This window comes from Sphingomonas sp. DG1-23, from assembly GCF_030730875.1.
Classification (GTDB): Bacteria; Pseudomonadota; Alphaproteobacteria; order Sphingomonadales; family Sphingomonadaceae; genus Sphingomonas.
In genome coordinates, this window is the sequence record NZ_JAVAMA010000012.1 from 94,966 (window position 1) to 120,425 (window position 25,460).

General features: G+C 66.4%; 19 protein-coding genes. 11 read left to right on the forward strand and 8 right to left on the reverse strand.

Going from position 1 to position 25,460, the window contains the following annotated elements; all coding sequences use genetic code 11:
* Positions 1 to 43 precede the first annotated feature (43 nt).
* Positions 44 to 1,657, reverse strand: coding sequence for an alpha-L-fucosidase (locus Q9Q95_RS17835; protein WP_306098500.1), 1,614 nt, complete (start codon positions 1,655 to 1,657; stop codon positions 44 to 46).
* A gap of 203 nt (positions 1,658 to 1,860) precedes the next feature.
* Here Q9Q95_RS17835 and Q9Q95_RS17840 point away from each other — a divergent pair, with 203 nt between their 5' ends.
* Entirely contained in the window at positions 1,861 to 2,814 is a 954-nt protein-coding gene (locus tag Q9Q95_RS17840; protein ID WP_306098501.1) for a helix-turn-helix domain-containing protein, read from the forward strand.
* 173 nt (positions 2,815 to 2,987) lie between these two features.
* Here the strand turns inward: Q9Q95_RS17840 and Q9Q95_RS17845 are convergent, their stop codons facing one another.
* The 6 genes from Q9Q95_RS17845 to Q9Q95_RS17870 all read right to left on the reverse strand — a co-directional run bounded on the left by Q9Q95_RS17845 (position 2,988) and on the right by Q9Q95_RS17870 (position 9,618).
* Positions 2,988 to 4,001: an inorganic phosphate transporter gene (locus tag Q9Q95_RS17845; protein WP_306098502.1), complete on the reverse strand. Its 1,014-nt coding sequence runs from the start codon at positions 3,999 to 4,001 to the stop codon at positions 2,988 to 2,990.
* A gap of 11 nt (positions 4,002 to 4,012) precedes the next feature.
* Complete coding sequence (locus tag Q9Q95_RS17850; RefSeq protein WP_306098503.1) at positions 4,013 to 5,182, reverse strand: DUF47 family protein; 1,170 nt, start codon at positions 5,180 to 5,182, stop codon at positions 4,013 to 4,015.
* Positions 5,183 to 5,240: 58 nt separating this feature from the next.
* Complete coding sequence (locus Q9Q95_RS17855; RefSeq protein ID WP_306098571.1) at positions 5,241 to 6,713, reverse strand: SulP family inorganic anion transporter; 1,473 nt, start codon at positions 6,711 to 6,713, stop codon at positions 5,241 to 5,243.
* A gap of 65 nt (positions 6,714 to 6,778) precedes the next feature.
* Entirely contained in the window at positions 6,779 to 7,471 is a 693-nt protein-coding gene (locus Q9Q95_RS17860) for a carbonic anhydrase (protein WP_306098504.1), read from the reverse strand.
* Positions 7,472 to 7,588: 117 nt separating this feature from the next.
* The gene (locus Q9Q95_RS17865) at positions 7,589 to 8,893 is read right to left on the reverse strand and encodes an ATP-binding protein (RefSeq protein WP_306098505.1); all 1,305 of its coding nucleotides are present in this window, start codon (positions 8,891 to 8,893) and stop codon (positions 7,589 to 7,591) included.
* Between the two features lie 5 nt (positions 8,894 to 8,898).
* The gene (locus tag Q9Q95_RS17870) at positions 8,899 to 9,618 is read right to left on the reverse strand and encodes a response regulator transcription factor (RefSeq protein ID WP_306098506.1); all 720 of its coding nucleotides are present in this window, start codon (positions 9,616 to 9,618) and stop codon (positions 8,899 to 8,901) included.
* 170 nt (positions 9,619 to 9,788) lie between these two features.
* Here Q9Q95_RS17870 and Q9Q95_RS17875 point away from each other — a divergent pair, with 170 nt between their 5' ends.
* The 9 genes from Q9Q95_RS17875 (at position 9,789) to Q9Q95_RS17915 (ending at position 21,783) form a co-directional block, all read left to right on the forward strand.
* Positions 9,789 to 9,986: a hypothetical protein gene (locus Q9Q95_RS17875; RefSeq protein WP_306098507.1), complete on the forward strand. Its 198-nt coding sequence runs from the start codon at positions 9,789 to 9,791 to the stop codon at positions 9,984 to 9,986.
* 47 nt (positions 9,987 to 10,033) lie between these two features.
* Positions 10,034 to 11,200 carry a hypothetical protein gene (locus Q9Q95_RS17880; RefSeq protein ID WP_306098508.1) on the forward strand — a complete coding sequence of 389 codons (1,167 nt, stop codon included), beginning with the start codon at positions 10,034 to 10,036 and terminating at the stop codon, positions 11,198 to 11,200.
* A 124-nt stretch (positions 11,201 to 11,324) separates the two neighbouring features.
* Positions 11,325 to 11,894: an RNA polymerase sigma factor gene (locus tag Q9Q95_RS17885; RefSeq protein WP_306098509.1), complete on the forward strand. Its 570-nt coding sequence runs from the start codon at positions 11,325 to 11,327 to the stop codon at positions 11,892 to 11,894.
* On the forward strand, positions 11,863 to 12,834 hold the full coding sequence (locus tag Q9Q95_RS17890) for a FecR domain-containing protein (protein ID WP_306098510.1): 972 nt from the start codon (positions 11,863 to 11,865) through the stop codon (positions 12,832 to 12,834). The genes Q9Q95_RS17885 and Q9Q95_RS17890 overlap by 32 nt, the downstream gene beginning before the upstream one ends.
* 126 nt (positions 12,835 to 12,960) lie before the next feature.
* Positions 12,961 to 16,161: a TonB-dependent receptor domain-containing protein gene (locus tag Q9Q95_RS17895; protein WP_306098511.1), complete on the forward strand. Its 3,201-nt coding sequence runs from the start codon at positions 12,961 to 12,963 to the stop codon at positions 16,159 to 16,161.
* 26 nt (positions 16,162 to 16,187) lie between these two features.
* Positions 16,188 to 17,816 carry an alkaline phosphatase gene (locus tag Q9Q95_RS17900; RefSeq protein ID WP_306098512.1) on the forward strand — a complete coding sequence of 543 codons (1,629 nt, stop codon included), beginning with the start codon at positions 16,188 to 16,190 and terminating at the stop codon, positions 17,814 to 17,816.
* Between the two features lie 121 nt (positions 17,817 to 17,937).
* Positions 17,938 to 19,497: a TIR domain-containing protein gene (locus Q9Q95_RS17905; protein WP_306098513.1), complete on the forward strand. Its 1,560-nt coding sequence runs from the start codon at positions 17,938 to 17,940 to the stop codon at positions 19,495 to 19,497.
* Positions 19,497 to 20,201 (forward strand): hypothetical protein, encoded by a 705-nt coding sequence (locus Q9Q95_RS17910; RefSeq protein ID WP_306098514.1) that lies wholly within the window; start codon positions 19,497 to 19,499, stop codon positions 20,199 to 20,201. The genes Q9Q95_RS17905 and Q9Q95_RS17910 overlap by 1 nt, the downstream gene beginning before the upstream one ends.
* Before the next feature lie 124 nt (positions 20,202 to 20,325).
* Positions 20,326 to 21,783, forward strand: a complete 1,458-nt coding sequence (locus tag Q9Q95_RS17915; RefSeq protein WP_306098515.1) for a tetratricopeptide repeat-containing protein — start codon at positions 20,326 to 20,328, stop codon at positions 21,781 to 21,783.
* Here Q9Q95_RS17915 and Q9Q95_RS17920 read toward each other — a convergent pair.
* A complete protein-coding gene (locus tag Q9Q95_RS17920) occupies positions 21,780 to 22,436 on the reverse strand; it encodes a Crp/Fnr family transcriptional regulator (protein ID WP_306098516.1) in 657 nt (218 codons plus the stop codon). The genes Q9Q95_RS17915 and Q9Q95_RS17920 overlap by 4 nt on opposite strands.
* A 168-nt stretch (positions 22,437 to 22,604) precedes the next feature.
* On the opposite strand from Q9Q95_RS17920, the gene Q9Q95_RS17925 reads away from it, so the two are divergent.
* Positions 22,605 to 25,454: a pitrilysin family protein gene (locus Q9Q95_RS17925; protein WP_306098517.1), complete on the forward strand. Its 2,850-nt coding sequence runs from the start codon at positions 22,605 to 22,607 to the stop codon at positions 25,452 to 25,454.
* Positions 25,455 to 25,460 lie beyond the last annotated feature (6 nt).

Below are 25,460 nucleotides of genomic sequence, written 5' to 3' on the forward strand. Positions count from 1 at the left end.
CGACTCTGGGCTCCTGCTTTCGCAGGAGCACTGAGGTGGTGATCTAGACCAGCCCGCGGCCGTCGATGCGGAGGATGGGGACGAAATCCTCGGGGCCGCCGCGCGGTAGTCTCACCGTCAGCCCCGCGTCGCTGCGTTCGAATTTCACCCGCCCGCCGCCGACCAGGCGCACGCGCTCGATCGCCGCATCGGGCAAGGCGGTCTTGCCGAGCGCGACGATCGTCACCGGCGCTTCGGGCCAGGCGAGCAAGGCGGCGTAGAGCGCGCCCTTGCGGGTGGTGAAGCGCACATCCCCGGAAGTGAATTCGACCTTGCCTTCGTTGAACATGCCGCCGCCGACCTTGGTCGGGCCCTCGCCATAGATACGCCACGGCCGTGAGCCGAAGATCGCAGCGTCGCCGTTGCGCCGCATCCAGCGGGTGATGCCGGCGAGGATCTTGTCTTCCTCGCCGTCGATCGTGCCGTCGCCGCGCATCGGGATCGACAGCAACAGATTGCCGTTCTTCGAGACCACGTCGCACAGCCGCTGGATCACCTTGACCGCGGGCATGTAGCTCTTCTGGTCGTAGCGGGCGCGATTGTAATGCCAATCGCCGATGCAGGTGCAGGTCTGCCACGGCTCCTCACGCAGCCGATCGCTGAAGCCGCGTTCGACATCATCGACCAAAGCCGTGCGCTGATAGGCCGTCAATTGCTTGGCGGTGGCGACGACTTCTACCTTGCCGTCGCGCGCGATGCTCTGGCGATAAAAATGCGCGAGCGCCTCGAGCCCGACAGTGCCGAAGGGAAGGGCGTAATCGTCGAAATAGACCATGTCGGGCCGGTATCTCTCGACCAGATCCTGCTGGCGAAGCAGCCATTTGGCGACATGGTGCGGATTTTCGGGCGGGGCGAACTCCATCCAGCGGCGGCTGTGCACTTCGTGCCAGTCGCGCATCGCCTGCGCGCTCTGGATACCGTCGGGCGGGACCATCGCCGGGCCGGTATAGAGTTCCTGCGGGTCGAGCCCCTCCCACCATTTGCCAACGCCATCGGCCCTGGTCAGCCTGAACGCGTCGTACCGCTCGCCGGCGCGCGGGCCCTCGGCGTCATAGCCGTAAGCGGTCTGCCACCAATGCCAGGCGTGCGCGCTGTGATTGCTGACCGCGAAACGCATGCCGTGCCTGCGCGCGACCTTCTCCCAGGTGCCGACGATGTCGCGCTTCGGGCCGACGCGCAGCGTGTTCCATGCATGATATTTGCTGTCGAACGCGTCGAGATTGTCGTGATGGTTGGCGAGCGCCATGAAATAGCGCGCGCCCGCCGCCTTGTAGCGCGCGATCAGGCCTTCGGGGTCCCAATTCTCCGCCTTCCACGCATTCTCGATCTCAAGGAATCCGCGATCGGCTGGGTGGCCGTAATGCTTGATATGATGGTCGTAGAACGGGTCGCCCTCGACATACATCTTTCGGCCATACCAGTCGCCGAATTCGGGGACGCATTGCGCGCTCCAATGCGCCCAGATCCCGAACTTGGCGTCGCGGAACCAGTCGGGAACGCGGAAGGCCTCGACGACGCTCGACCAGTTCGGCGCCACTTGAGCACCGAGCGGTGGTGCGATACCGGCCGCCGCAGCGCCCGCAAAACTGCCCAGTGCCTGCCTGCGGGTGAGCCCCATATCCTCGCCTTTTCATTCGTGAAATATCTTTTCACGTACGATACGAAAAGCTGCATGGTCAGGCAAGTTCGGTTCGCTGCTCCAAAAACATGGAACGGGTGTCCCAGACCGCTTTCCTGAATCACAATTTAATGTAGAACCGCCGGCTAACTAACCGGAATCGCATGCGTCCTGCTGCATTCTTAAAAGATTCGGAGCATAATATGGGGGACAGGCGGGGCATCGAGCCCGTCCGTTACTCGACCTCGGGCATCGCACCCGCCGAGCGTCATGAAGCATGGTCCGATCGCGGCTGGCCCAGCGTCGCCGCGTTGTTCGAGTCGACGCCGATCGGGCCGTTCTCGACCTCGGCCCAGAATGTCTATCTCGACGGGATCGCCGTGTCCTATTCGACCGGGACCGCGAGGCTGCTCGAGCGAACGCCCAAGCGGATCGCCAGCGACGGGATCGACATTCTCGGCGTGGGACTGCTCCTCGAGGGCGAGATGCACGGCGTCGCGGGGACGCGCGAGTTCGAGACGCGCACCGGCGAGATCCTGTTGTTCGACATCGCCCAGCCGATCACCATGACCATGTCGATCGCCCGATCGATCCAGCTGGCGATTCCGCGGCCGCTCGCCGAAGCGGAGCTGGGGCCGGTGGCCGAACTCCACGGCCTCGTCATCGGTCGTGACGAGGCGGCGTTGTTCCACACCCATCTGCACAAGCTCAGCGAAGCGTTCCACCTGATCGCCCCCGAGGACGCGCCGCGGCTCGCGCGGACCTTGCTCGATCTGCTGGTGGTCGCGGTCCATGCTTCGGCGGGAAGCAAGCGGCGCACACCCGAACTCGCGCTCGGCATGGCGGCGCGTGCGCGCGAAGAGATTCACGCCAACCTGGAATCGCCCTCGCTCAGCGTGGCCAGCCTCTGCCGACGGCTCAAAGTGTCGCGCAGCACGCTCCACCGGCTGTTCGACAAGGAGGGCGGGGTGCAGACCTATATCCGCAACTGCCGGCTCAACGCCGCGCGCATCGCGCTGCTCGACGCGGAGAATGAGGAGCGTATCGGCGCGATCGCCGAGCGGCTCGGTTTCAGTGATGCGGCGCATCTCAGCCGGCTGTTCCGCGCGCGTTTCGGCGAGACGCCGAGCCAGTGCAGGGCGGGGCGGAAGGGGTAGGGGGACCGGCCCCCAGAGGTCTGAGCCGCTGCCGCGCTCTTCTCGTCATCCGGACCTGTTCCGGGGTCCACTATGCCGAACGCGCCTGCCAAGACTTTCGATGGCATTACCCAGCTGCCTGGTGGACCCCGGAACAGGTCCGGGGTGACAATTAGAAAGAACGCCGTCGCGCGTCAGAACAATCGCGTCAGTCCGTAAAAAGCGGCGCCGACCAGCGCCGAGGCGGGGATCGTGATCACCCACGCCATCACTACATTCTGCGCGACGCCCCAGCGCACCGCCGAAGCGCGGCGCGCGGTTCCGGCGCCGATGATTGCGCCGGTGATGGTGTGGGTGGTTGAGACCGGGATGCCGAGCGCGGACGCAGTGAACAGCACCATCGATCCCGCCAGCGACGCGCTGAACCCCTGATGCTGCGACAGCTTGGTGATCCGCGAGCCCATCGTCTCGATGATCTTCCAGCCGCCGGTCATCGTGCCCAATGCGATCGCGACATAGCAACTGATCGCCACCCAATGCGGCACGTGGAACTCGCCGGTCAGGTGGCCGGTCGAATAGAGCAGCACGGTGATGATGCCCATCGTCTTCTGCGCGTCGTTGAGGCCGTGGCTGAGCGAATAGGCTGCGGAAGAGATCAGGTGCAGGACCCGGAAACTGCGCTCGGCGCCGCGCGCAGTGGCGCGCATCAGCAGCCAGGAGCTGACCAGCATCACCAGCATCGCGAGCAGCATGCCGAGCGTCGGCGACAGCACGATCGCGAGCAGGGTCTTGTTGAGCCCGCCCCAGTGGATGCCGGTCAGTCCGGCATGCGCGACGCCGGCGCCGATCAATCCGCCGACCAAAGCGTGGCTGCTCGACGAGGGAATGCCCTTCATCCAGGTCAGCACGTTCCAGAACATCGCCCCGCCGAGTGCGCCGAAGATCACCGCTGGGGTGACGACGTCCTTGTCGACCAGCCCTTTGCCGATCGTCTCGGCGACGGCGTGAAGCGAGGGCACCGCGATGGTGAGGAAATAGGCGGCGAAGTTGAACACCGCGGCGAACACCACGGCCTGCACCGGCGACAGCAGCCGGGTGGCGACTACGGTGGCGATCGAATTGGCGGCGTCGTGCAGACCATTGAGGAAATCGAACGCCAGCGCGACGGCGATCAGGCCGATCAGCAGGGGCAGAGCAAGTTCGTGCATGTCCCGGGCGTTCAGGCGTGATCGATGACGATGCCGTCGATCTCGTTCGCGACATCCTCGAACGCGTCGACGATCCGCTCGAGATGCTTGTAGAGCTCGCGCTCGACGACGAATTTCAGCGTGTCGCTCGCGCCATGCTCCTTGAGCGAGCGCTTGAGGCCGGCGGCATGGATGTCGTCGGCATGGCCTTCCATGCGGACGAGCCGCTCGGTCAGCTCGTGCAGGCGGCCGGCATTCTGCGCCACGTTGCGGAGCAACGGCATCGCCTCGGCGGTGATCCGCGCGGCATCGACGATGATCCCCGCCATGTCCTTCATCTCGGACTGGAAGCTGTCGACCTCGTACAGCGCGATCGCGTTGACCGTTGCCTGCATCTCGTCGATCGAATCGTCGAGTGCGTTGATCAGGCTGGTGATCGCGCCGCGATCGAAGGGCGTCAGGAAGGTTTTCCGGACGGTCTGGAGCACTTCGCGGGTGATGTTGTCGGCGTCGTGCTCGCGTTCGATCACTTCGCGGATATGCTCGGTGCCCGCCGGCCCGCCCTGGAGGAGACGCGCGAGCGCGTCGGCTCCGGCCACGACCGTCGTGGAATGCGCCTCGAACAGCTCGAAGAAATTGCCAGTGCGGGGCAGCAGCCGCTGAAACCAGGCGAACATCGGACCTAACCTCGATTTTTCAGCGACGGCGCCCAACACGCCGATCCGCTGGGTTGCAGCTTTGAACTCGGACGCGCCGAACGAACGGATGAGATCGCGCAGGTCGGGCTCCTCGACGGCATCGGCCGCCTCGGCCAGCGTGAACCAGCGGCGCTCGCGCTCCTGCTGTTCCTTCCAGCGGGGAAGCTCGCGAGTCACCGCGAGCGGAAAGACGTCTACATCCATCATCAGCGATGCCCCGCTGCCGCGACGTTTACGGTAGCGATAGGAGCCGAGGGGGGTGGGACATACCGGGCCGAGCACGCCGGCCTCTTCCTCGGCTTCCTGCGCGGCGGCCACGTGCGGCGCGGTCCCGGACATCGCATTGCCCTTGGGGATCACCCAGCGGCCTGTGCCGCGCGAGGTGACCAAAAGGATGCGGACCGCGGCATCGGCTGCCGGGTCTTCGGTGCGATAGGGAAGGGCGGCGATCTGACGAATGACGGGGTCCAGGGCTGCCGGCGCGTCTGGCCGGGTCGCCGCCATGGCTCCAATCCCGTTGTAATTCAAGCGGGAGTGCGCGTGTGGCGCACTCCCGCCTGGATCAGGCGGCCAATGCCGCCAGTCGTCCGCTGGCGCCGTCGAGCGCCACTTCCGAGCCGCTCGCGCGTCGGCGCGAGCACCAGTCGCGGAGCAATTCGGCGCAGGTATGGTCGACCGCCGAGCAGCGGGTCAGGTCGAGCCGGACCGGCGCGCCGCCGGGGACGGCGTCGAGCTTCGCCGACAGCTTGGGCAAGGTCACGAAGGTCGCCGCGCCGACAAGGGAGATGGTGCGGCCCGCGTCGTCGTCCTGCTCGTTGACCTTGAGCTTGAGCCGGCGGACGTGGGGCAGCAGTTCGAGCAGCGACAGCGCGATGCCGACCAGCACGCCGGTGAGCAAATCCTCCGCCACCACCAAGGTAAGCGTAACCGCCCAGATCAGCACCGGGAGGACGCCGTAGTCCTTGAACAGATGCTTCGCATGGCTGAAATTGACCAGCCGCGCGCCGGTGACGACGAGTACTGCGCCGAGCGCCGCCATAGGGATCTCGCGCAGCAGCCACGGTAGCAATGCGACGAAGCCGAGGATCCACACGCCGTGAAGGATCGTCGACAGGCGCGAGGTGGCGCCGGCCTGGACATTGGCCGAGCTGCGCACGATCACGCCGGTCATCGGCAGCGCACCCGCCGCGCCGCAGAGCAGATTGCCGACGCCCTGTGCGCGCAGTTCCTTGTTGTAATCGGTGCGGGCCCCGTCGTGCATGCGGTCCACCGCCGCCGCCGAGAGCAGGGTCTCGGCGCTTGCGATGAAAGCGATCGCCAATGCCGCGGTAAGCACCGAGGGATTGAGGAACTGGCTGAGGAAGCCATTCTGGGGCAGCGTGACCGCGGCTGCGATGTTCTCGGGGACCGCGACGCGGGTGACGTCGAGGCCGAGCAACCACGCGACCGCCGTGGCCGCGACCACGCCAAGCAGGGCACCGGGCACCAGCTTGAGCGAGGCGGGGCGCAGTTTCTCCCAGCCCAGCATCACCGCGATGGTGGTGAGGCCGAGGATCAAGGCGAGCTCGGCGGCGCGAAGATCGGGCGACAGGCCGAGCAGGCGGCCCGGCATCGCCATCAGATTCTCGATCCCGCTTGACAGCGGTTTGGCGTCGAACAGCACGTGATACTGGCCGATCACGATCAGCACGCCGATGCCGGCGAGCATGCCGTGCACGACCGCGGGCGAGATCGCGCGGAACCAGCCGCCGAGGCGGAAGATCCCTGCGACGACCTGAATCAGGCCGGCGAGCATCAGGATCGGGCCGAGCGCCGACAGGCCCTGATCGCGAACCAGTTCGAAGACGATCACCGCGAGGCCCGCGGCGGGGCCGCTGACCTGAAGCGGCGATCCCGCCAGCGCGCCGACGACGAGGCCGCCGATGATGCCGGTGATCAGGCCTTTCTCGGGCGGGACCCCGGAGGCGATCGCGATGCCCATGCACAGGGGCATCGCGACGAGGAACACGACGACCGACGCAGTGATGTCACGCATGATCCAGCCGTTCGTCCGGCCGGCATCGGCCGTACCGGTGCCGCCGGCGGCGGCAGTGGCGCTGCTCATTCCGCTGCCTCCAGCAGGACTTCGCCGGCGAGGCGCTGGGTCGCGGGCAGTGCCACGGGCAGCTCTTCGCCTTCGGTCAACGGCAGGAAACGGCCGGTGCGGCCGTCGAGCGCGAGCACCTGGCCGGCGCCGATGTCGAAGAACCAGCCGTGCAGCGCGATCTCGCCGCGGGCGATGCCGGCGGCGACCGAGGGATGGGTGCGCAGATGGTTGAGCTGGGCGACGACGTTCTCGAGACTGATCGCGCGGACGCGATCGGCGCTTTCCATCTCGGGATAGCCTTCATTGACCACTTGCTCGGCGGCGCAGCTATGCTTGAGCCACGCGGCGACGTTGGGCATCTTCTCGAGGCCGGCGGGATTGGCGACCGCCTTCATCGCGCCGCAGTCCGAATGGCCGCAGACGATGATGTCGCGGATGCCGAGCACCATCACGGCATATTCGACGGTCGAGGTGACGCCGCCATTCTGCATCGCATAAGGCGGTACGATGTTGCCCGCGTTGCGGCAGACGAACAGATCGCCCGGCGCCGCCTGCATGATGTGTTCGGGCACGACGCGCGAATCGGCGCAGGAGATCATCAGTGCCTTGGGATTCTGCCCGTGCGTCGCGAGTTTGGAATAGAGGTCGCTCTGGTCCGGAAACACTTGTTTCGCGAAGCCATAGACCCGTCCGATCAGCTCATTCACCGTGTCTTGCTCCGTGACTGGCCCGCGGGGGGAAGCGGGCAGTGGAGACTTACGGACGCGACTTTGCTGCGGCGCAGCGCTTCTGTAAGGAATTATTGCTGCAGCGCGGAGACGTGCTCAGACCGCGGGGAGGCGAATTTCCGCGCGCAATCCGCCTTCGACGCGGTTGGACAGCGTGAGCGTTCCGCCCTCGGCTTCGACCGCGCGGCTGACGATCGACAGTCCCAGTCCGAAGCCGACCGTGTCGCGCGCCCGGGCGGTGTCGAGCCGGACGAAGGGCTGGAGCGCCTGAGCGATGCTTTCCTCGGGGATGCCGGGTCCATCGTCTTCCACCCGGATGACCGCGCAGTCGGGCCGCGCTTCGAGCGTGATGCGGACATTCTCGCCATAATGGAGCCCGTTCTCGACGAGATTGGTCAACGCGCGTTTCATTGCGACCGGATAAAGCTGGCGCTCGAGATGATCGGGGCCGGCATAGTCGACATGATGCCCCTGGTCGCGCGCGCCATCGGCGATGGTGGTGCAGATCACGGCGAGATCCACCGCTTGCCGGGCCTCGCCATTGGTCTCGCCGGCGAGATAGGTGAGCAGCGAATCGATCATCGTCTGCATCTCGACGATGTCGGTCTCGATTTCCTCGCGCAGATCCGCGTCGTGAATCGCATCGGCGCGCAGCCGCAACCGCGCCAGCGGGGTGCGCAGGTCGTGGCCGACCGCGGCCAGCGCCTGGGTCCGATCGACGAGCAGGCGATGGATGCGCGCCTGCATCCGGTTGAACGCGTGGATCACCCGCCGCACCTCGCGCGGCCCGCCTTCGGCGACTTCCTGCGTCGTGCCCGCGCCGACCCGCTCGGTCGCGAGCGCGAGACGCCGCAACGGCAACAGGGTCTGGCGGACCAGAACGCCGCCGATCAGGATGATCGCCACCGCCGGCGCCAGCGCCAGCAAGATGCGCTCGGGCGAGAAGCTGAGGTCGTGGACCGGCTCGCGCGTCGCGAACTTCATCCAGCTGCCGTCGGGCAACGTGGTGCTCCCGACGATCACCGCGTTGCGCGGCGATCCCACCAGCCGCAGGCTCATATTGGCCGAATTGAGGCTCGGCTCCCAGGTGATCACCTGGCGATGGATCCGGTCGAGCGAAGGGGTCACGCGCATCGCCGGAGGCAGATCGTGGTTCCACACGATCTTGTATCGGGAAGTGGTGAGGTCGGTGGCCAGCGCAGGGCGCTCGGCCGGGGGATGCTCGGCGAGCAGCTTGCGGGCGATGACCAGATGCTCGGCGAGGCGACGCGCCTCGTCGTCGCGCACAGAGAGCTGGCTCGCCCGCTCGTAGAAGAAGGTGCTCGCACCGAACTCGATCAGGATCGCCAGCAGCAGGATCGCGAAGATCTGCCCGATCAGGCCGAGCGGGGCCCGCACCATTCGCATCACTCGCGCGTCACGGGCGCATTGAACATATAGCCGACGCCGCGCACCGTGACGATCGGTGCCTTGTTTCCGGTCGAGGAGAGCTTGCGCCGCAGTCGGCTGACGAGCACGTCGACACTGCGGTCCGAACTGTCGCCGAGGCGGGTGCGCGAGAGCTCGATCAGCCGCTCGCGCGCGATCACCCGGCCGGTATGCTCGCACAGGCTGACCAGCAGATCAAATTCCGCGCCGGTGAGGTCGACCACGGCGCCGCTGGGGGAGAGCAGTTCGCGGCGCGGCAGATTGAGCGTCCAGCCGTCGAAACGCAGCAGCCCGAGGCTGCGCTGCTTGCCTTCCTGCTTGCCGCCCTCGCGGCGGAGCACCGCGCGGATCCGGGCGATCAGCTCGCGCGTGCCGAACGGCTTGGTCAGATAATCGTCGGCGCCGAGCTCGAGCCCGACCACCCGATCGGTCTCGCTGCCGCGCGCCGAGATGAAGATGATCGGCACCTGGCTCTTCTCGCGGATCATCCGGCACAGATCGATGCCGTTGGTGCCGGGGAGCATGATGTCGAGGATGATAAGGTCCGGCTCGCCATGCTCCAGCGCGAGCCACATTTCCGCGCCGGTCGCGGCGGGCCGCACGACGAAGCCGTTTTCCTGAAGCGCCCGGGCAGTCAGCGTCCGCAACGGCGGATCGTCTTCCACCAGGACAATGATCGGGGCGGAGGTGGTCGTCATCGCCGTATACTGTAACATCGCGGACGGACCTAGGAACCCTCCGCAGAACGGTCAACGCGGCGGACGCGCCGCAGCGCACAAAAAATGCCCCAGCAACATTTCGTTACGGAAACGGCAGCGGGCAGCAACGCGCGCGGCGTAGCGAGCGGGCACATGCGAAAGGATTTGCCATGTTCGTGACGTTGCTCGCCGTAGTGATCTCCGCCCAGCCCGCGCCGGCCGAGATCCAGTATCGTTCCTACGACGTTTCCGCTGCGCTGGCACGCGGCTGCAAGGTCCAGCGCGTCAGTGTGGCCGGCAGGACCGAGCACGCACCGATTATCCGTTGCCCGGCAGAAGCGAAGGACGCGCGCCGCTCGGACAGCTGAGACCCCATTGTCTTCGAGATGCAATCATCGCGCGCCAGTCCGCCCGGATGAAGATGCTCTCGTTGCTCGCCCTTGCCCTCGTCGCGGGCCAGGCCTCGCCGCCGCCGCGCAGCGATCTTCCGCTTGTCCAAAATGGCGGCACCTGGCGTTCGGGGCATGTCCAGGGCGTGGCCGTCGACCGCAAGGGCGGCTACATCTATTATTCGTTCACCAACCTGCTCGCGAAATATGATTTCAGCGGCAAGCTGATCGGCACCCTTGTCGGCTGGACCGGGCATCTCGGCGATCTCGACTTCAATCCAGCCGACGGCAAGGTCTACGGCTCGCTCGAATATAAGGAAGACAAGGCGTTCTACGTCGCAGTGATCGACGTGGCGCGGCTCGATCGCGTCGGCGTCGCGAGCGGGAGCGAGATCTTCCGCACCGTCTATCTGCCCGAAGTCGTCGACGACTATTCCGCCGACGTGAACGGCGACGGCCGGTTCGACGGCGACGACGGCAAATATCGGGGCGACGTCGCCGCCTCGCCCGATCACCGATACGCCTGCTCGGGCATCGACGGCGTCGCCTTCGGCCCGGCGTTCGGGCGGACCGACGGGCGACGCTATCTGACCGTCGCCTATGGGATCTACGGCAATGTCGCGCGCGCCGACAACGACCACCAGGTGCTGCTCCAGTACGATATCCGCGATTGGGCGCGCTATGCTCGTCCGCTCACCGAAGCGGCACCCCATCGTTCGGGCCCCGCGAAGGCGCATGGCAAATATTTCGTCCGCACCGGCAACACCCATTACGGCGTGCAGAACCTGTCGTACGACGCGACGCTGCAGCGCTGGTGGCTGGGCGTGTATCCAGGCAAGAAGCCGGCCTTTCCCAACTATCTGCTGTTCGCCGTCGATGCGCGCGAGCGGCCGGTGCGACGCGACCTGATCGGTGTGCCCGGTCGCGGCGGCCGCGGCTGGGAAAAGGGCATGGTGCTGGGCCTCGCCGACGACGGGCTACAGGATCCGGCGACGGGCATCCGCGGATGGAACCAGAAAGCCGATGTCGGATCGCAGCCGGTGAGTGAAGGGCTGTTCTATTTCGCAGTGAATTCGGGCGGCAAGGGCCGGCAAAGCGCCCAGCTCACGCTGATGCGCTGGACCGGCGACGCGCGGAGACCTTTCGTTCCGGTGACGGAAGAGGCGCAGGAGGAGAGGCTGCGCCCGCGCTGAACCGCAGCATTTCCGAAGCCTGCCTGTCACATTCGGACCCTAGGCAACGCCTCGAATCGAAACGGGGCAATGTCCGGTGAACGGATCAGGGATCGACGGCAGCGACAGGGAAAGAGCGCGCTGGTTGCTGCGCAACATCCTGCCGCACGAGCCCGCATTGCGCGGCTGGCTGTCGCGACGCGCGCTCCCGGGCCTCGATGCCGACGACATCATCCAGGAGGCGTATTCGATCTTCGCCGAGCTGACGAGCGTCGACACCATCCATTATCCGCGCGCCTATCTGTTCCAGGTCGCGCGTTCGGTGATCACCCGCCATGTTCGCCGCACGCGCATCGTCCCGATCCATGCAGTCGACGACCTCGAGCGGTTCGATCCGCCCGATGACGCAGCGTCTCCCGAGCAGGTCGCGATCGACCGCGACGAATTGCGTCAGCTTGCCCACGCGATCGCGGCAATGCCGCTCAAGACCCGCGAGGCCTTCATCCTTCGCCGGGTCGAAGGCTTGCCACAACGCGAAATCGCAGCGCAGATGGGGATATCGGAGAATACGGTCGAAACGCATATTTCACGAGGCATCCGATTCTTGATTGATTGGTTTGGCCGTGGCGGAAAGACGCCGTCTCAAACCTCTAGGCATTTGGATTCGGAGATTGCCTCGATAGATGGCCGAGCGAGAAACCAGTCGCGACATTGATCAGGCGGCGTCCGACTGGACGGCGCGACTGGATCGTGGGCCGCTGACACCGGAGCAGCAACACGCATATCACGCCTGGCTGAACGGGGATCCGCGCAGCAAAGGCGCGCTGCTGCGCGCGCAGGCGCTTTCGATGCGGAGCGAGTCCGCGCAGGCACTGGGGCCGAACTTCGATCCGGCGGCGTTCGAGGGGCCGAAGCCTCCGCTGCCGAGGGGCGCTTCCCGCCGCAAGGCGTTGATCTGGACAGGCGGGGCGCTGACCGCCGCCGCGCTGGCGGCCTTGGGCATCGCGATTCCCGCAGCCGGCGCGGTGATCCGCACTGCGCGGGGCGAGATCCGTCTGGTGCCGCTCGAGGATGGCTCGACCGTGCTGCTGAACACCCGGAGCAGTATCCGGATCCGCAGCAATGCGGAGGCGCGTTTCGTCACCTTGCTCGAAGGCGAAGCCTATTTTTCGGTCGCGCGGGATGGGAAGCGTCCCTTCATCGTCGAAGTGAACGGCCGCCGCATGCGCACCGCGCAGGCGGGATTCCGCATCCGCAAGCTGGCCGCCAGCCCAGTCGACGTGCTGGTCGACCGTGGACGGATCGATCTGGACGGCGCCTATCCGATCACTGCCAATATGCGCCTGCTGCTGTCCGATCGCGCTGCGGAGCGCCCGCAACCGATCGCGCCCGAGGTGGTAGCCCGCGAGCTTTCGTGGCGCGAGGGCAAGCTGGCGTTCGAGGGCGAAACGCTGAAGCAGGCGGCGGATGCGTTTGCGCGCTACAGCGACATCCGCATCCAGATCGGCGATCCCGCGCTGGCGCGTGAGCCGGTGACCGGATTGTTCGCCGCCAGCGATCCTGTCGGGTTCAGCCGCGCCGTCGCGCGCGTATTCGATGCGGAGTTCGAGCAGCAGGGCGATACCATCGTGCTGACGCGCGCTGCGCCGCGGTAGATTTTTTTCTCAACCGATAGCGGAACCAATTCGCAGGCGGCTCTCAACCGCGAACGTCGCGAACAGCGCGACACATTGGGGGTCCGCCAAATGCAATCTCGTCCTGTCCTTCGCTGCGGCGCAGCCATGGTCGCGCTCGTCATCGCGGCGCCGGTTGCCGCGCAGGAGCGCATTTTCGATGTGCCGGCGCAGCCGGCGGTACGCGCCATTCCCGAACTCGCGCGGCAGGCGCAGGTTCAGATCGTCGCGCCTGCGCGCGACCTGCAGGGCATTTCGACGCCTGCGGTCAAGGGTCGGATGGAGGTTCGCGCCGCGCTTCGCCGCCTTATCGCCGGGACGCCGCTGCGGATCGACTCCGACGACGGCCAGATCATCACCCTGCGCTCGTCCGCCGGCGCCTCGACCGGGGCAGGGCAGACGCAGGGCACCGGCAGCGTCCGCGGCCGCGTGTTCAACACCGCGACCGGCGAATATGTCCGCAACGCCGAGATTCGCATTGAGGGCACGGCGATCGACGCCTTGTCCGAGGATGACGGCGATTTTCGGCTGACCGGCGTGCCGGCGGGCGAAGCGACGGTGGTGGTGCGCTACACCGGCCTGCAGGAGACCCGGCTGGTCGCCAACGTGGTGGCCGGGCAAGTCGCGATGCTCGACGTCCAGCTCCAGGCATTTTCCGACACCGCCGATCTGGCCGACGAGAACGAGCTGGTGGTCACCGCGGTGCGCTCGGGCCAGGCCAGCGCGATCATGGAGCGCCGCGCCGCGCCCAACGCCAAGAACGTCGTCGCAGCCGACAATTTCGGCGCGCTCACCATGGGCGATGTCGGCGAGTTCATGAAGAACATGCCGGGCATTTCGCTCGATTATACCGAGGTCGACGCCACCGCGGTGCGCATCGGCGGGCTCGACCCGAAATATTCGACCTTCACCACCGACGGCGCCCGGATGGCGACCGCGACGTCGAACAACAATAACGGCCGCCAGAATTCGTTCGAGCAGATGTCGATCACCGGCATCGATTCGATCGAGCTCAACAACACGCTGACCGCGAGCATGGATGCCGATTCCCCCGGCGGCAGCATCAATCTGCGCAGCAAATACGCGTTTCAGCGCAAGGGTCGGCTGCTACGCTTCCAGCTCGGCGGGGTCGGCACGTCGGATTCGGGCCTGTCATCGGCCTATTTCCCCGACGACAAGAAACATGCCCGCATCTATCCCTCGGCGCAGATCGGCTATGCCGACGTGTTTCTGGACGGCACGCTCGGCGTGGCGTTCAACGCCAGCTACAATGCCAATTACGTCCAGCAGGACCGCATCCAGACCGACTGGTCGTATTTGCCGGGCGGACGCGTCATTCCCTATCAGGTGATGTGGCGGCCGGGCCCGAAATTCACCAGCCGCCGGGCGGCCAATCTGAGCCTCGACTATAAGGCCAGCGACAAGATCACGCTGTCGCTGCGCAGCAATTATTCGTTCTACGACGTCGAATATTTCAACCAGTACACGTACCTGATCTTCGGCACGACGACGACGACCCGCGCCACTGCGGATTCGACCGGAACGCATATCGTGGTCAATCCGAACGGGACCAACACCCGGCTGCACACTCAGTATTCGCACCGTTATGCCGGCACGCCCGCGTGGCTGATCGCGCCCAAGCTCGAATATAAGGACGACAGCCTCGAGGCGGTGCTGCGCGGCAGCTATTCGAGCTCGGAATTCAATTTCCGCGACAATTCGAAGGGCTTCTTCCAGCGCACCGACAGCTATCTGACCCGGATAGGCTTCACGCTCGACCGCCCGTCGACCGATTCCAACGCATGGACGCTGACCCAGACCGCCGGCCGCCCATGGAGCGACCCGACCAGCTTCAACCGCGACGACGATATCGGCAACAACATCCGCACGTCCGAATCCAACGCCGTCAACGAAATGTATGGCGGCAATCTCGACGTGAAGAAGAAGTTCGACCTGGCCGGCGTGCCGTTCATTGCGCTTACCGGCGCAGGACTGCGTCGCAACGACTGGCGCACCAACGAAGGTTCGTTCAACCAGTTTCAATATGTCGGCCCCACCGGCGACATCACCCAGAAGGCGCCCGAAGCGGTGATCCCGTGGACGCAGAATTATCGATTCCAGATTCACGGCTTCGATGCCGGCAACATGAACGACCAGAACTGGCGGGCGGACAGCAACTACGCGGTCTACGACATCTTCGCGGCGCACCCGGAATATTTCGTCGCCGACACCGTCGGCAACCTCAAGCGCGATCTCGACAACAACAAGCGCGTCACGGAGGATGTGTTCGCCGGCTATTTCGAGCTTCAGGCCCGCACCGGCCGGGCGCGCTTCGATCTCGGCCTGCGCTACGAAAAGACCAAAACCGGGGCACGGGTCGCCAATATCCGCCCGGTCAAGGACGTCACTGCCGCCGGGCTATCGGTCGGCACGGTCGAGGGCCTGCTCTACCAGTATAACGGGGGTACCTATTCGACCCGACGGGGCGAATATGACGACTGGTTCCTGAGCGGCGGGATCAAATATGATTTCACCGACAATCTCGTCGGCCAGTTCGCCTATAGCCAATCGATCCTGCGGCCCGATTACGGCAATCTCGGCGGGGTCGTCTCGGTCAACGATGACACCCAGATCGTCAGCGTGCCCAACACCCTGCTCAAGCCCGAGCATTCGACCAAATATTACGCCGGGCTGCAATATTTCCTCGAGCCTTCGGGCGTGCTCGGGGTCTCCTATTACCGGCTCGACATCAAGGACATGCAGGTCACCGGGATCACCGTCGATCCCGAAGATGTCGGCTATAGTTCGGGCGACTATCCCGGCTACATCTTCCGCAGCGCCCAGAACGCCCCGGGGATCAGCACCAACGAGGGCGTGGTCCTCGAATACGACCAGCAGTTCAGCTTCCTGCCGGGCGCGCTCAAGGGCTTCGGCATGCGGGCCTCGCTGACCGTGATCGATCCCGATGGCGAGCGGGTGAACATGCCCAAAAAGGCGGCCAATTGGGGCTTCCGCTACAGCTATGCCGGGTTCGACCTGCAGCTCACCGGCAATTGGCAGGACAAATATCGCACCAGCGCGCTGAGCAACACGCCCACCACGGCGAACAACGGCATCCTTTATCACGCGCCGCGCGAGCTGTGGAACCTGAGCGCCAGCTACAAGATAGACCGCAATTTCGAAGTGATGATCGCGGGCCGCAACCTCTTCAATGCGCCCGACGTGATCTATTCGAACGTCCCCGGCCGGGTGCAGCAATACAGCATCTACGGCTCGATGTGGAACGTCGGGATCAAGGGCAGCTTCTGAACTCGAACGCGACGGGAAACCCCAACATGGTTCTGCATATCGATCGTCGCAGCCTGATCGCCGGAGGGTTCGGGCTGGCCGGGCTCGCGCTTCCGGCGGGACGCGGGCTCGCCGCGCAGCTGCTCGGCGCGCAGGGATTCACGCACAACGTCGCCAGCGGCGAGCCGGGGCCGGATTCGATGCTGCTGTGGACGCGCTACGTGCCCGCGGCCGGCGACGGCGCGGTGCGGCTCGATGCGGAAATCGCGCTCGATCCGGGTTTCGCCAGGATCGTGTCGGGCGGAAGCGTGCAGACCGGTCCGTGGCGCGACTGGACCGTGAAGATCACGCTCGACGGGCTCAGGCCGGGAACGGTCTATTGGTATCGCTTCGTCGCCCCCGACGGCAGCAAGTCCCCGGTCGGACGCACCAAAACCTTGCCGGCAGGCAATGTTGCGCGTTTCGGGCTCGGCGTCTTCTCCTGCTCGAACCTGCCTTATGGCTGGTTCAACGCCTATGCCCATGCCGCTGCGCGCGAGGATCTCGATCTTTGGATGCATGTCGGCGACTATATCTACGAATATGGCACGCCGGCCGCGACCGACGTGCGGGTGCTCGCCGGGCGCGTGCTGGCGCCGGGTAGCGAGATCCTCGCCATCGCCGATTATCGCATGCGTTATGCCTGCTACCGTGCGGATGCCGATCTCCAGCGGTTGCACCAGATGGCGCCGATGGTCGCGTTCTGGGACGATCACGAATCGAGCAACGACAGCTGGGAAGGCGGCGCGCAGAACCATCAGCCGGCCAAGGAAGGCGAGTGGAATCTGCGCCGCGCCGCCGCGATGCAGGTCTATCGCGAATGGATGCCGGTCTCGGACGAGCCGTGGAAAGCCTATCCGATCGGTACGCTCGCGACGCTCTACCGCACCGAATCCCGCTTGTTGGGACGCACTCGACCGGCGGATATCGGCACCGCCTTCCGTGCCGCGGATCCAGATGCCGCGCTCAAGGCGTTCCGCGACGGCATCTGGCAGGACCCTTCGGCGACGATGCTCGGCTCGGCGCAGGAGAGTTGGCTGGCGCATGCGATGAAGGCCGATGCGCGCTCGGGGGCGTGGCAATTGCTCGGCATGGCGACGATCCTCGGACGGACGGTGATGCCGCAGAACGCCGTCGACTGGCTCCGTCCCGATGCCAGCGCGAAGACCGTCGCCAGCTTCCGCGACAACGCCCGCGCCGCGCGGCTCGGCCTGCCGATGTGGATGGATCGCTGGGACGGCTATCCCGCGGCACGCGCGCGGCTCCTTGCGGCGGCGCAGCAGGCCGATGCCAATCTGGTGATGCTCTCGGGCGACAGCCATAATGCCTGGGCATATTCGCTGGTCGAGGACGGCCGTCCCGCCGGTGTCGAGTTCGCCGGTCACGCCGTCACCTCAAGCGGGATGGAGGGTAATATGGCGGCCGATCCGAAGCTGGTCGCCCAAGGCTTCGTCGCCGCCAATCCCGAGCTCAAATGGGCGGATACCAGCCGGCGTGGCTATATGGTGATCGACATCACCCCGCGCCGGGTCACCGGCGAATGGACGTTCCTGCAGACGATCAAGACCCGCACCGTCCAGCTCGCCGGCACCCACCGCATGCATGTCGATCGCGGACGCAAGGCCTTGGCGGAATAGCGCGAAGCGGCGGGGTTCGGGAGCGAACCCGGTCGACCGGCGCCCCTGCCAAATTTAATATTTAAGGAGCCGGGATTTCAGAGCATCGTCTTGCCGGGGGCCAGGACCGGGGGGACTTTCGATGACTTCGATCAAGCCGTTTCGGGCATTTGTCAGCTATTGTCACGCCGATCGCGCCTTTGCCGCGCGGCTCCAGCGGCGGCTCGAGGCCTATCGGTTGCCGCGCCGGCTGGCGGATCAGGTTTCGCCTTTGCCCGGGCAGCCGACGGGTCGGATCGGTCCGATCTTCCGCGACCGCGCCGATCTGTCCGCGGCGGTCGATCTGTCGCAGGCGGTGCGCGACGCGATCGCGGCTTCGTCGGCGTTGGTGGTGGTCGCTTCCCCCGACGCGGTGCGCTCGCGCTGGGTCGATCGCGAGATCGCCCTGTTTCGCGCGTTGCACCCCGCTTCGCCGATCCTCGTCGCGCACGTGCGCGGCGAACCGGGCGAAGCATTGCCGGCAGCGTTGCGCGCCGGCGATTCCGAACCCCTCGCCGCCGATTTCCGGCGCGAGGGCGACGGTCCGCGGCTGGCATTCCTCAAGATCGTCGCAGGGCTCGCCGGCTTGCCGCTCGATGCGCTCGTCCAGCGCGACGCGCAGCGGCAATTGCGTCGCGTGACCGCCGTCACGCTCGGCGCCGTGCTGCTTGCGCTAGCCATGAGTGCGCTGCTGGTCGTCGCTCTCCGGGCCCAGGCCGAGACCGAGCGCCAGCGAGCGGACGCGGAAAGGTTGATCGAGTTCATGCTCACCGATCTGAGAAAGGAGCTGATAGGCGATGGCCGCTTCCGCGTCATGGACGCGGTCAATAGCCGTGCGCTCGAATATTATTCGGCGCAGGGCGATCTGCAGCGCCTGCCCGATGCCAGCCTCGAGCGGCGTGCGCGCGTGCTGCTGGCGATGGGCGAGGACGACGAGAAGCGCGACCGGCTCGATGCGGCGCTCGCGAAGTTCGACGAAGCGCATCGCACCACTGCTGCGACTCTCACGCGCGGGCCACAGCAGCCCGCCGCGATCTTCGCACATGCGCAGAGCGAATATTGGGTCGGGCGGGTCTGGGAACGTCGCAAGGCATGGCGGCAGGCGCTGGCCAGTTACCGCGAATATGATGCGCTGGCCCGGCGGCTGGTCGCAGTCGCGCCGGAAAATCCCAAATATCTGATGGAAGCGGGATATGGCCAGATGAATCTCGGCCAGCTCCAGTCGCTCCGCAAGGCCGGGCCCGATTTCGGCCGGAGCCGGATCGTGGCTGCGCTCGACTGGTTCGGCAAGGCGGCGGCGAAGCGCCCCGACGATCCGGAGATAATCGGCGAGATCGCCAATGCGCGCGCCTGGCTCGCCGACAGCCATTACCTTGCCGGCGATTATGCCCGATCGCTCGAGGAGCGCCGGCGCGAGCTGGCGAGCCGCGAAAAGATTGCCGCGCTCGATCCCGCCAGCAACGCCGCCCGCTTCCGCGTCGCCAAGGCGCAACTCGGAGTCGGCTGGAATCTCGTGATGCTCCGCCGACCAGCGGAAGCGCGGCCGCAACTAACGGCGGCGCACCGGGCGATGACCAGGCTCATGACGATCGAGCCGGACAATCAGCAGTGGCGTACGGTTCTCCTGCGTATCGAAAGTGCGATGGCTAATGGAGGCAAATAATGACTATAGAAACTGATGAGCAGGCGATCGCAAGATTGACCATCGAGCCGCCGGTAGTGCACCCCGAGAGTTTTACGGATTTCGCCGCCGCGAAGGATGTATTGCATATTGCGTTCTTTTACATGCGCATCAATACTAACGGGGCGTTTGTCGCGGAACGCTTCTTCCACCGCGGCACGGCAGGTCAGCCGATCAGTCCTGAGACTAATCCCGACATTCCCGGCTCGCTCGGCTGGTACGCCCGGGATATGGCGGGCTATGGCCGCATCGATGAGCCGGACCGCGACGGCAGATACGAGCATCTGGGCTACGGACTCTCCGGCTTCCAGTTTCCCCGGCGTTATTCTTATATCGTCTTCTACATGGACGATGTGCACTGGCCGTATCTGGAAGACCCATCCGGCATGCCGATCGTGCCTTTCCACGCCGAAAAGAACGGCAAGCAATACGCCAAACACGATTTCGCGTTCACCAAGCCTTCGAAGTTCAAGATCGCAATGACCAGCGGAGGGCGCGTCACCGAGCGCGAGGCGCTGGTCATGATCAATTGTATGCGAAAAGCTAATGGCGATCCCTTCGGACAGGATGACAGGGAGGAATATTGCTTCGATCTGGTCATGCGCGTGCGATATGCCGGTTCGACCGACGGCCTGACGGTCATCATCGATCCGACCGGCGAGAATCTGGGGCCGCCGATACCGTGATCCCGGAGACGCGGACGATGTTCCGCTTGCACCTGATAGAGCGCGGCCGCGAGACTCTGCGGCTCGAGACGGTTATGTTCATGCTGATACGGGGCGTATCTGGTCCCAGGGGAAGGTGTTCGGTTTGACCGACTCGATTGCCGACGTTCTCGCGCTGGCGCGTGCCGGAGCCGTTGCACCGGCGCGCGCGGCCTTCGCCGCCGCGGGGCTCGATCGGCGGACCGATGACCCGTCCGCGCTGACGCTCAAGGGCCGCCTGCTCAAGGATGCCGCCGGCGCGGCCGCCGGCGCGACGCGGAGCGCGCTGCTGGCAGAGGCGGCCAAGGCTTACGAGGCGGCGGCGCGGCTTTCGCCCGCGACCTATCCGCTGATTAATGCCGCGACTCTGTCGCTGCTTGGCGGCCGGCGGGATCGTGCGGCACGCCTTGCTGTCGAGACGCTCGAGCTTCTCGACAGCGGCCTGCACGAGCCCGACACGCCCTATTGGCTCGGCGCCACCCGCGCGGAGGCGCTGCTGCTGCTCGATCGCAAGGACGCGGCGGAGGCGGCGTTGCGCGATGCGGTTACGGGTACGCCACGCGCATGGGAAGATCATGCGGTCACGATCCGTCAGTTTCGCATGATCCTGGCAGAGCAGGGCAGGGCGGCCGAATGGCTCGATGCGTGGCGTCCGCCGTCGCCGGTCCACTTCGCCGGGCCGATTGGCGTCGCGGCCGGCGACACGCAGCTGGAGGCAGCGATCGAGGCGGCGATCGCCACCACCGGGGCGGGTATCGCCGTCGGTGCGCTGGCCGCCGGCTTCGATATCGTCGTCGCCGAATTGTTCGTTCGCCGCGGCGCGGAGCTTCACGTGGTGCTGCCCGCCGCGCCGGAATTGTTCGTGGAGGCTTCGGTGATGCCCGCGGGCTACGCCTGGCGCGCGCGGTTCGAGGCGTTGCTGGCCGCGGCGGCGAGAGTGGACATTCTCGATCTCTCCGGGGGACTTAGCATGGGCGCGACGACGCTCGCCGAGGAGATGGCGCTGGGATGCGCGGTTCGCAGCGCGCGGCAGTTCGGTGTCGACGCAGTCATGCTGCGCCTCGCTGGAAGCGAGGCCGATTCCGACGCTTCCGCGCGCGCGGGCCTGCGCCGGCTGGACGTGCGTGGCGGTGTGGTCGGGTCGGGCGGATTGCCTTTGGGGCCGCCGAACCGCCCGGTGGCGCTGCTCGGTTGCCGACATGCCGCCGCGGAGCGGCTCGGCGCACTCACCGGCAGCGCCGTTCAGATCACGCCCTGGGGGGTGTTCACGATGCTGGACAGGCTCGATGCCGCGGCGGAGACGGCCGTGGCGCTCGTCGCCGGCGCGGACGCGGATATCCATGTCGTACTCGATTATATTCCCGCCTGTCCGGACGGATCGGCCGATGTCGCGGCTCTCGACGCCCTGCTGGCTATCCCGGCGCGCGGCTATCCGATCGCGACCCGATCGGCGTCGCTCGCGCTCGAGGCGAAGGGGGCGCCCTTCCGGCTCGCTCTTGCCGGGGCCAGCTCGGGGCTGGCCGGATCGGTGGAGTTCTTCAGCCTGTGGAACGGCGCGGCCTAGATCACCAGCTCCGCCAGCAGACGCGGCGAATTGATCCGCAGCACTTCGGCGGTGCGCGCGACGATGCCGCGCCGCTCGAGCTCGGCGATCGCGCGGGAGGCGGTTTCGCGCGTGGTCTGCGCGACATGCGCCAGTTCGGCGACGATCGGAGGCGGCGCGATCGAAAGCGTGTCGCCGGCACAGCGCAGCAATTCGGAATAGATCCGCCCTCTCGCGGTGAGCGTCGAGCGTGCGTCGAGTCTGGCAGTGATGTTCTCGAGCTGACGTGCGAAGGACGAGGCCAGCGTGGCACCGAGCCCGGGATGCGCCGCGGCGAGCCGGGGAAGATCGCCCGACCCAAAAGCGAGCAGTATCGAGGGCTCCAGCGCGACGATATCCGCCAGATAGGTCGCCGGCCGCGCATATTGGCCGATCCAGTCGCCGGGCCCGCACAAAGCGAGCTGGCTCGATCGGCCGCTGGAGGAACTGGACTCGATCTTGATCCGGCCTTCGAGCACGAGCCACATCGTACTGAGCAGATCGCCCTGGCGTACGACATAGCCGCGCCGTCCGAACCCGCGAACCCGCCCTTGCGCGAAGAGCGCGGCTGCGACTTCGGCCTCGCAGGAGAGAATCACCTCCAGCGTTGCGCGGAGATCCGCTTCGCCTTCCAAATAGCCCTCCGCCCGTCCGCCCCTCGGTAACGGCGTGCCACTATAGCCAGCGATGCCCTGAAACGTCGAACGGATATCGCGCGACAATCCGGCCAGCGCATCATCGTGCATTGCGGCCGCGTCGCGGATCGGCTTACCTCGGCGCAGCTGGTTTCAAAGGATATTGTGTTGCGCGCTACAACGGCCCGCCGCGTGTTTGCGGCCTTCCTGTTCGCTACTGTCGCCGTTCCCGGCATCGCACAGGCCCAGACTGCGGCATCGACGCGCAGCATCGTCGTTCCGCCCATCGCCTTTACCCAGCGCACCTTGCCCAACGGGCTGCGGGTGATCGCCATTCGCGACACCACGACGCCCAGCGTGAGCGTCCAGGTCTGGTACGATGTCGGATCCAAGCACGATCCCGACGGCCGCTCGGGCTTCGCGCACCTGTTCGAACACATATTGTCGCGCAAGACGCGCAACATGCCCTACAACATGATCAATCGGCTGACCGAGAATGTCGGCGGGGTGCGCAACGCATCGACCTGGTTCGATCGCACCAATTATTACGAGACCGTCCCCGCCCAATATCTCGAGACGATGTTGTGGAGCCATGCCGAGCGCATGGCGCGGCCGGTGATCGATGCGGAGGTGTTCAACACCGAGCGCAGCGTCGTGAAGGAGGAGTTCCGCCAGCGCGTGCTCGCGCCCGCTTACGGCCGGCTGCGGCTGGCGCTCGACGACAACAGCCATGATAATGTGCCGGCGCGGCGCTCGGGGATCGGCAGCCTGGAGCAGCTCGACGCCGCGACGCTGGAGGATGCGCTCGCCTTTCACGAAGCCTATTACGGGCCCGACACCGCGACCTTGATCGTCGCCGGCAATTTCGATCCCGCGCGGCTCGATTTGCTGGTGGACCGCTATTTCGGGGCAGTTCCGCGGCGCAAATCCATGCTGCCGCTGGCGATCGATTCGCGCGAAAAGCCGCGCACCACGCCGCGTACGGTGACGGTCTATGCGCCCAACGTACCCCTGCCGCTGATCGCGAGCAGCTGGCGCATTCCGGGTTCGGCGCACCGGGACGTCGCGCCGTTGGCGGTGCTCGACGCGATCCTCGCCAATGGCGACAATTCGCGGCTGAAACGCGCATTGGTCTTCGACCGGCCGATCGCCAGCTCCGCCAGCACCAATTTCAACGACGTCGAGGACAATGGCTTCCTCGCACCGACGGTTACCCTCGCCACCGGTGCGACGGTGGAGCAGGCCGAAGCGGCGCTGGCGGCCGAAATCGCACGGCTGCGCGACGCGCCGGTGAGCGCCGCGGAACTGGCCGAGGCGCGGAACGAGCTGATGGCCGAGGCATTGGCCGATCGCGAGACGGCGTCGGGCCGCGCCTTCGCGCTCGGCGAGGCTTTGGTGCGCACCGGCGATCCCAAGGCGGCCGACAAGCGTCTCGCCGCGATCAACCGCGTGACTGCCGCGGATGTGCAGCGCGTCGCGCGGCGATACCTCGCCCCCGAGGCGCGTGTCGACTTCCGCTATCTCGACGAGAGCAAGCGCCCTGCGGGGGAAACCGATAATTGGCGGAATCCGGCGCCGATGCCGCATTGGGCGACGGTGCCGCCGGCGGCGCGCACGCCGCTGACGCTGGCGCCCGAAGCCGAGCGCGAGCAGCCGCCGGCGCCTTCGGCGGCGGTGCCGGTGACCAATCCGGTGATCGAGGAAGCGCGGCTGGCCAATGGCATGCGGCTGGTCTCGGCGCGAACGGGGAACGTCCCGATCGCGACGCTGACCCTGGTGTTCAGGGGCGGCACCGCCACCGATCCGCAGGGCAAAGCGGGGGTTGCGGAAATGGCGGCGCTTGTCGCGACCAAAGGCACCACGACTCGTTCGGGCAGGCAGATCGCCGCCGAGCTGGAGGCGCTTGGCGCGACGATCGATGCCGATGCCGCGCCTGACGGCACGGTGCTGCGCGTCACGGCGCCGGTCGCCGCGCTGGATGCGGCGGGCGCCGTCCTCGCCGATGTGGCGCGCAACGCGTCCTTTCCTGCCGACGAGTTCGAGCAGGAGCGCCGCCGCACGATCGACCGGCTCCAGGTCGCGATGAAAAATCCGGGATCGCTGGCCAACATGGTGATGCAGCGCGCCCTCTATGGCGCTGCACCCTATGGCGGCGTCGGCACGCCACGCTCGCTGGGCGCGATCGGCCGCGACGCATTGGTGGCGCAGCGCGACCTTTGGTGGCGGCCGGACAACGCCGTGCTGATCGTGACCGGCGGGATCACCTCGGCCGAGGCGCGACGGATCGGCGATCGCCTTTTCGCCAGCTGGCACCCCATCGGGCCGGCGCCGGCCGCCCCGAACGATCTGGCGGGCGGCGCGGGCAAGCCGCGGGTGATCGTGGTCGACATGCCGGGCGCCGGGCAGGCGGCGGTCGCGGCGGGACTGCGCATCCCGGCAAGGCGCGACGCGGCCTATCCCGATCTGATGATCGCCAACGCAGTGCTCGGCGCCGGATCGAACGGGCGGCTGTTCCAGGAAGTCCGCGTCAAGCGCGCATTGTCCTATGGCGCCTATAGCGCGCTCTCTCCCCGCGCCGATGAGGGGATGATGAGCGCCACGGCGCAGACCAAGAACGAAAGCGCGCCCGAGGTCGCTGCGATCTTCGTCGCGGAGCTCGAGCGGCTCGCCGGGGAGCCGCTCGATGCCGAGGCCGTCGCGCAGCGGATCGCGTTCGTCCAGGGTGGCGTGTCGCGCCAGTCGGAAACCAGCGCGGGTTTCGCCAATGCGCTGGCCGGGCTGGTGCTGCAGGGAGTCGCGCCGGGCGATGCGGCGAAGCTGCGCGATCGCATCGGCGCCGTCACGCCCGAAGCCGCTGCTGCCGCGGCGCGCCGGACGATCGCCGGGGACGGTGCCACGATCGTGGTCGTCGGGGACGCAAAGCAGTTCGTCGGCAAGCTGCGCCAGCAATATCCGCAGCTCGAAGTGATCCCGGTCGCGACGCTCGATCTGGATCAGCTACGCCTCGGGGCGAAGTAGCCGCGA

What these genes read in the sequence shown, in the direction of transcription:
- Q9Q95_RS17865 (WP_306098505.1), bottom strand. Translation starts at nt 8,893, where the DNA reads ATGGTGCGGGCCCCGCTCGGCCTGATCGGGCAGATCTTCGCGATCCTG.
- Q9Q95_RS17835 (WP_306098500.1), bottom strand. Translation starts at nt 1,657, where the DNA reads ATGGGGCTCACCCGCAGGCAGGCACTGGGCAGTTTTGCGGGCGCTGCG.
- Q9Q95_RS17840 (WP_306098501.1), top strand. Translation starts at nt 1,861, where the DNA reads ATGGGGGACAGGCGGGGCATCGAGCCCGTCCGTTACTCGACCTCGGGC.
- Q9Q95_RS17910 (WP_306098514.1), top strand. Translation starts at nt 19,497, where the DNA reads ATGACTATAGAAACTGATGAGCAGGCGATCGCAAGATTGACCATCGAG.
- Q9Q95_RS17855 (WP_306098571.1), bottom strand. Translation starts at nt 6,713, where the DNA reads ATGCGTGACATCACTGCGTCGGTCGTCGTGTTCCTCGTCGCGATGCCC.
- Q9Q95_RS17890 (WP_306098510.1), top strand. Translation starts at nt 11,863, where the DNA reads ATGGCCGAGCGAGAAACCAGTCGCGACATTGATCAGGCGGCGTCCGAC.
- Q9Q95_RS17845 (WP_306098502.1), bottom strand. Translation starts at nt 4,001, where the DNA reads ATGCACGAACTTGCTCTGCCCCTGCTGATCGGCCTGATCGCCGTCGCG.
- Q9Q95_RS17900 (WP_306098512.1), top strand. Translation starts at nt 16,188, where the DNA reads ATGGTTCTGCATATCGATCGTCGCAGCCTGATCGCCGGAGGGTTCGGG.
- Q9Q95_RS17880 (WP_306098508.1), top strand. Translation starts at nt 10,034, where the DNA reads ATGAAGATGCTCTCGTTGCTCGCCCTTGCCCTCGTCGCGGGCCAGGCC.
- Q9Q95_RS17905 (WP_306098513.1), top strand. Translation starts at nt 17,938, where the DNA reads ATGACTTCGATCAAGCCGTTTCGGGCATTTGTCAGCTATTGTCACGCC.
- Q9Q95_RS17850 (WP_306098503.1), bottom strand. Translation starts at nt 5,182, where the DNA reads ATGGCGGCGACCCGGCCAGACGCGCCGGCAGCCCTGGACCCCGTCATT.
- Q9Q95_RS17895 (WP_306098511.1), top strand. Translation starts at nt 12,961, where the DNA reads ATGGTCGCGCTCGTCATCGCGGCGCCGGTTGCCGCGCAGGAGCGCATT.
- Q9Q95_RS17875 (WP_306098507.1), top strand. Translation starts at nt 9,789, where the DNA reads ATGTTCGTGACGTTGCTCGCCGTAGTGATCTCCGCCCAGCCCGCGCCG.
- Q9Q95_RS17870 (WP_306098506.1), bottom strand. Translation starts at nt 9,618, where the DNA reads ATGACGACCACCTCCGCCCCGATCATTGTCCTGGTGGAAGACGATCCG.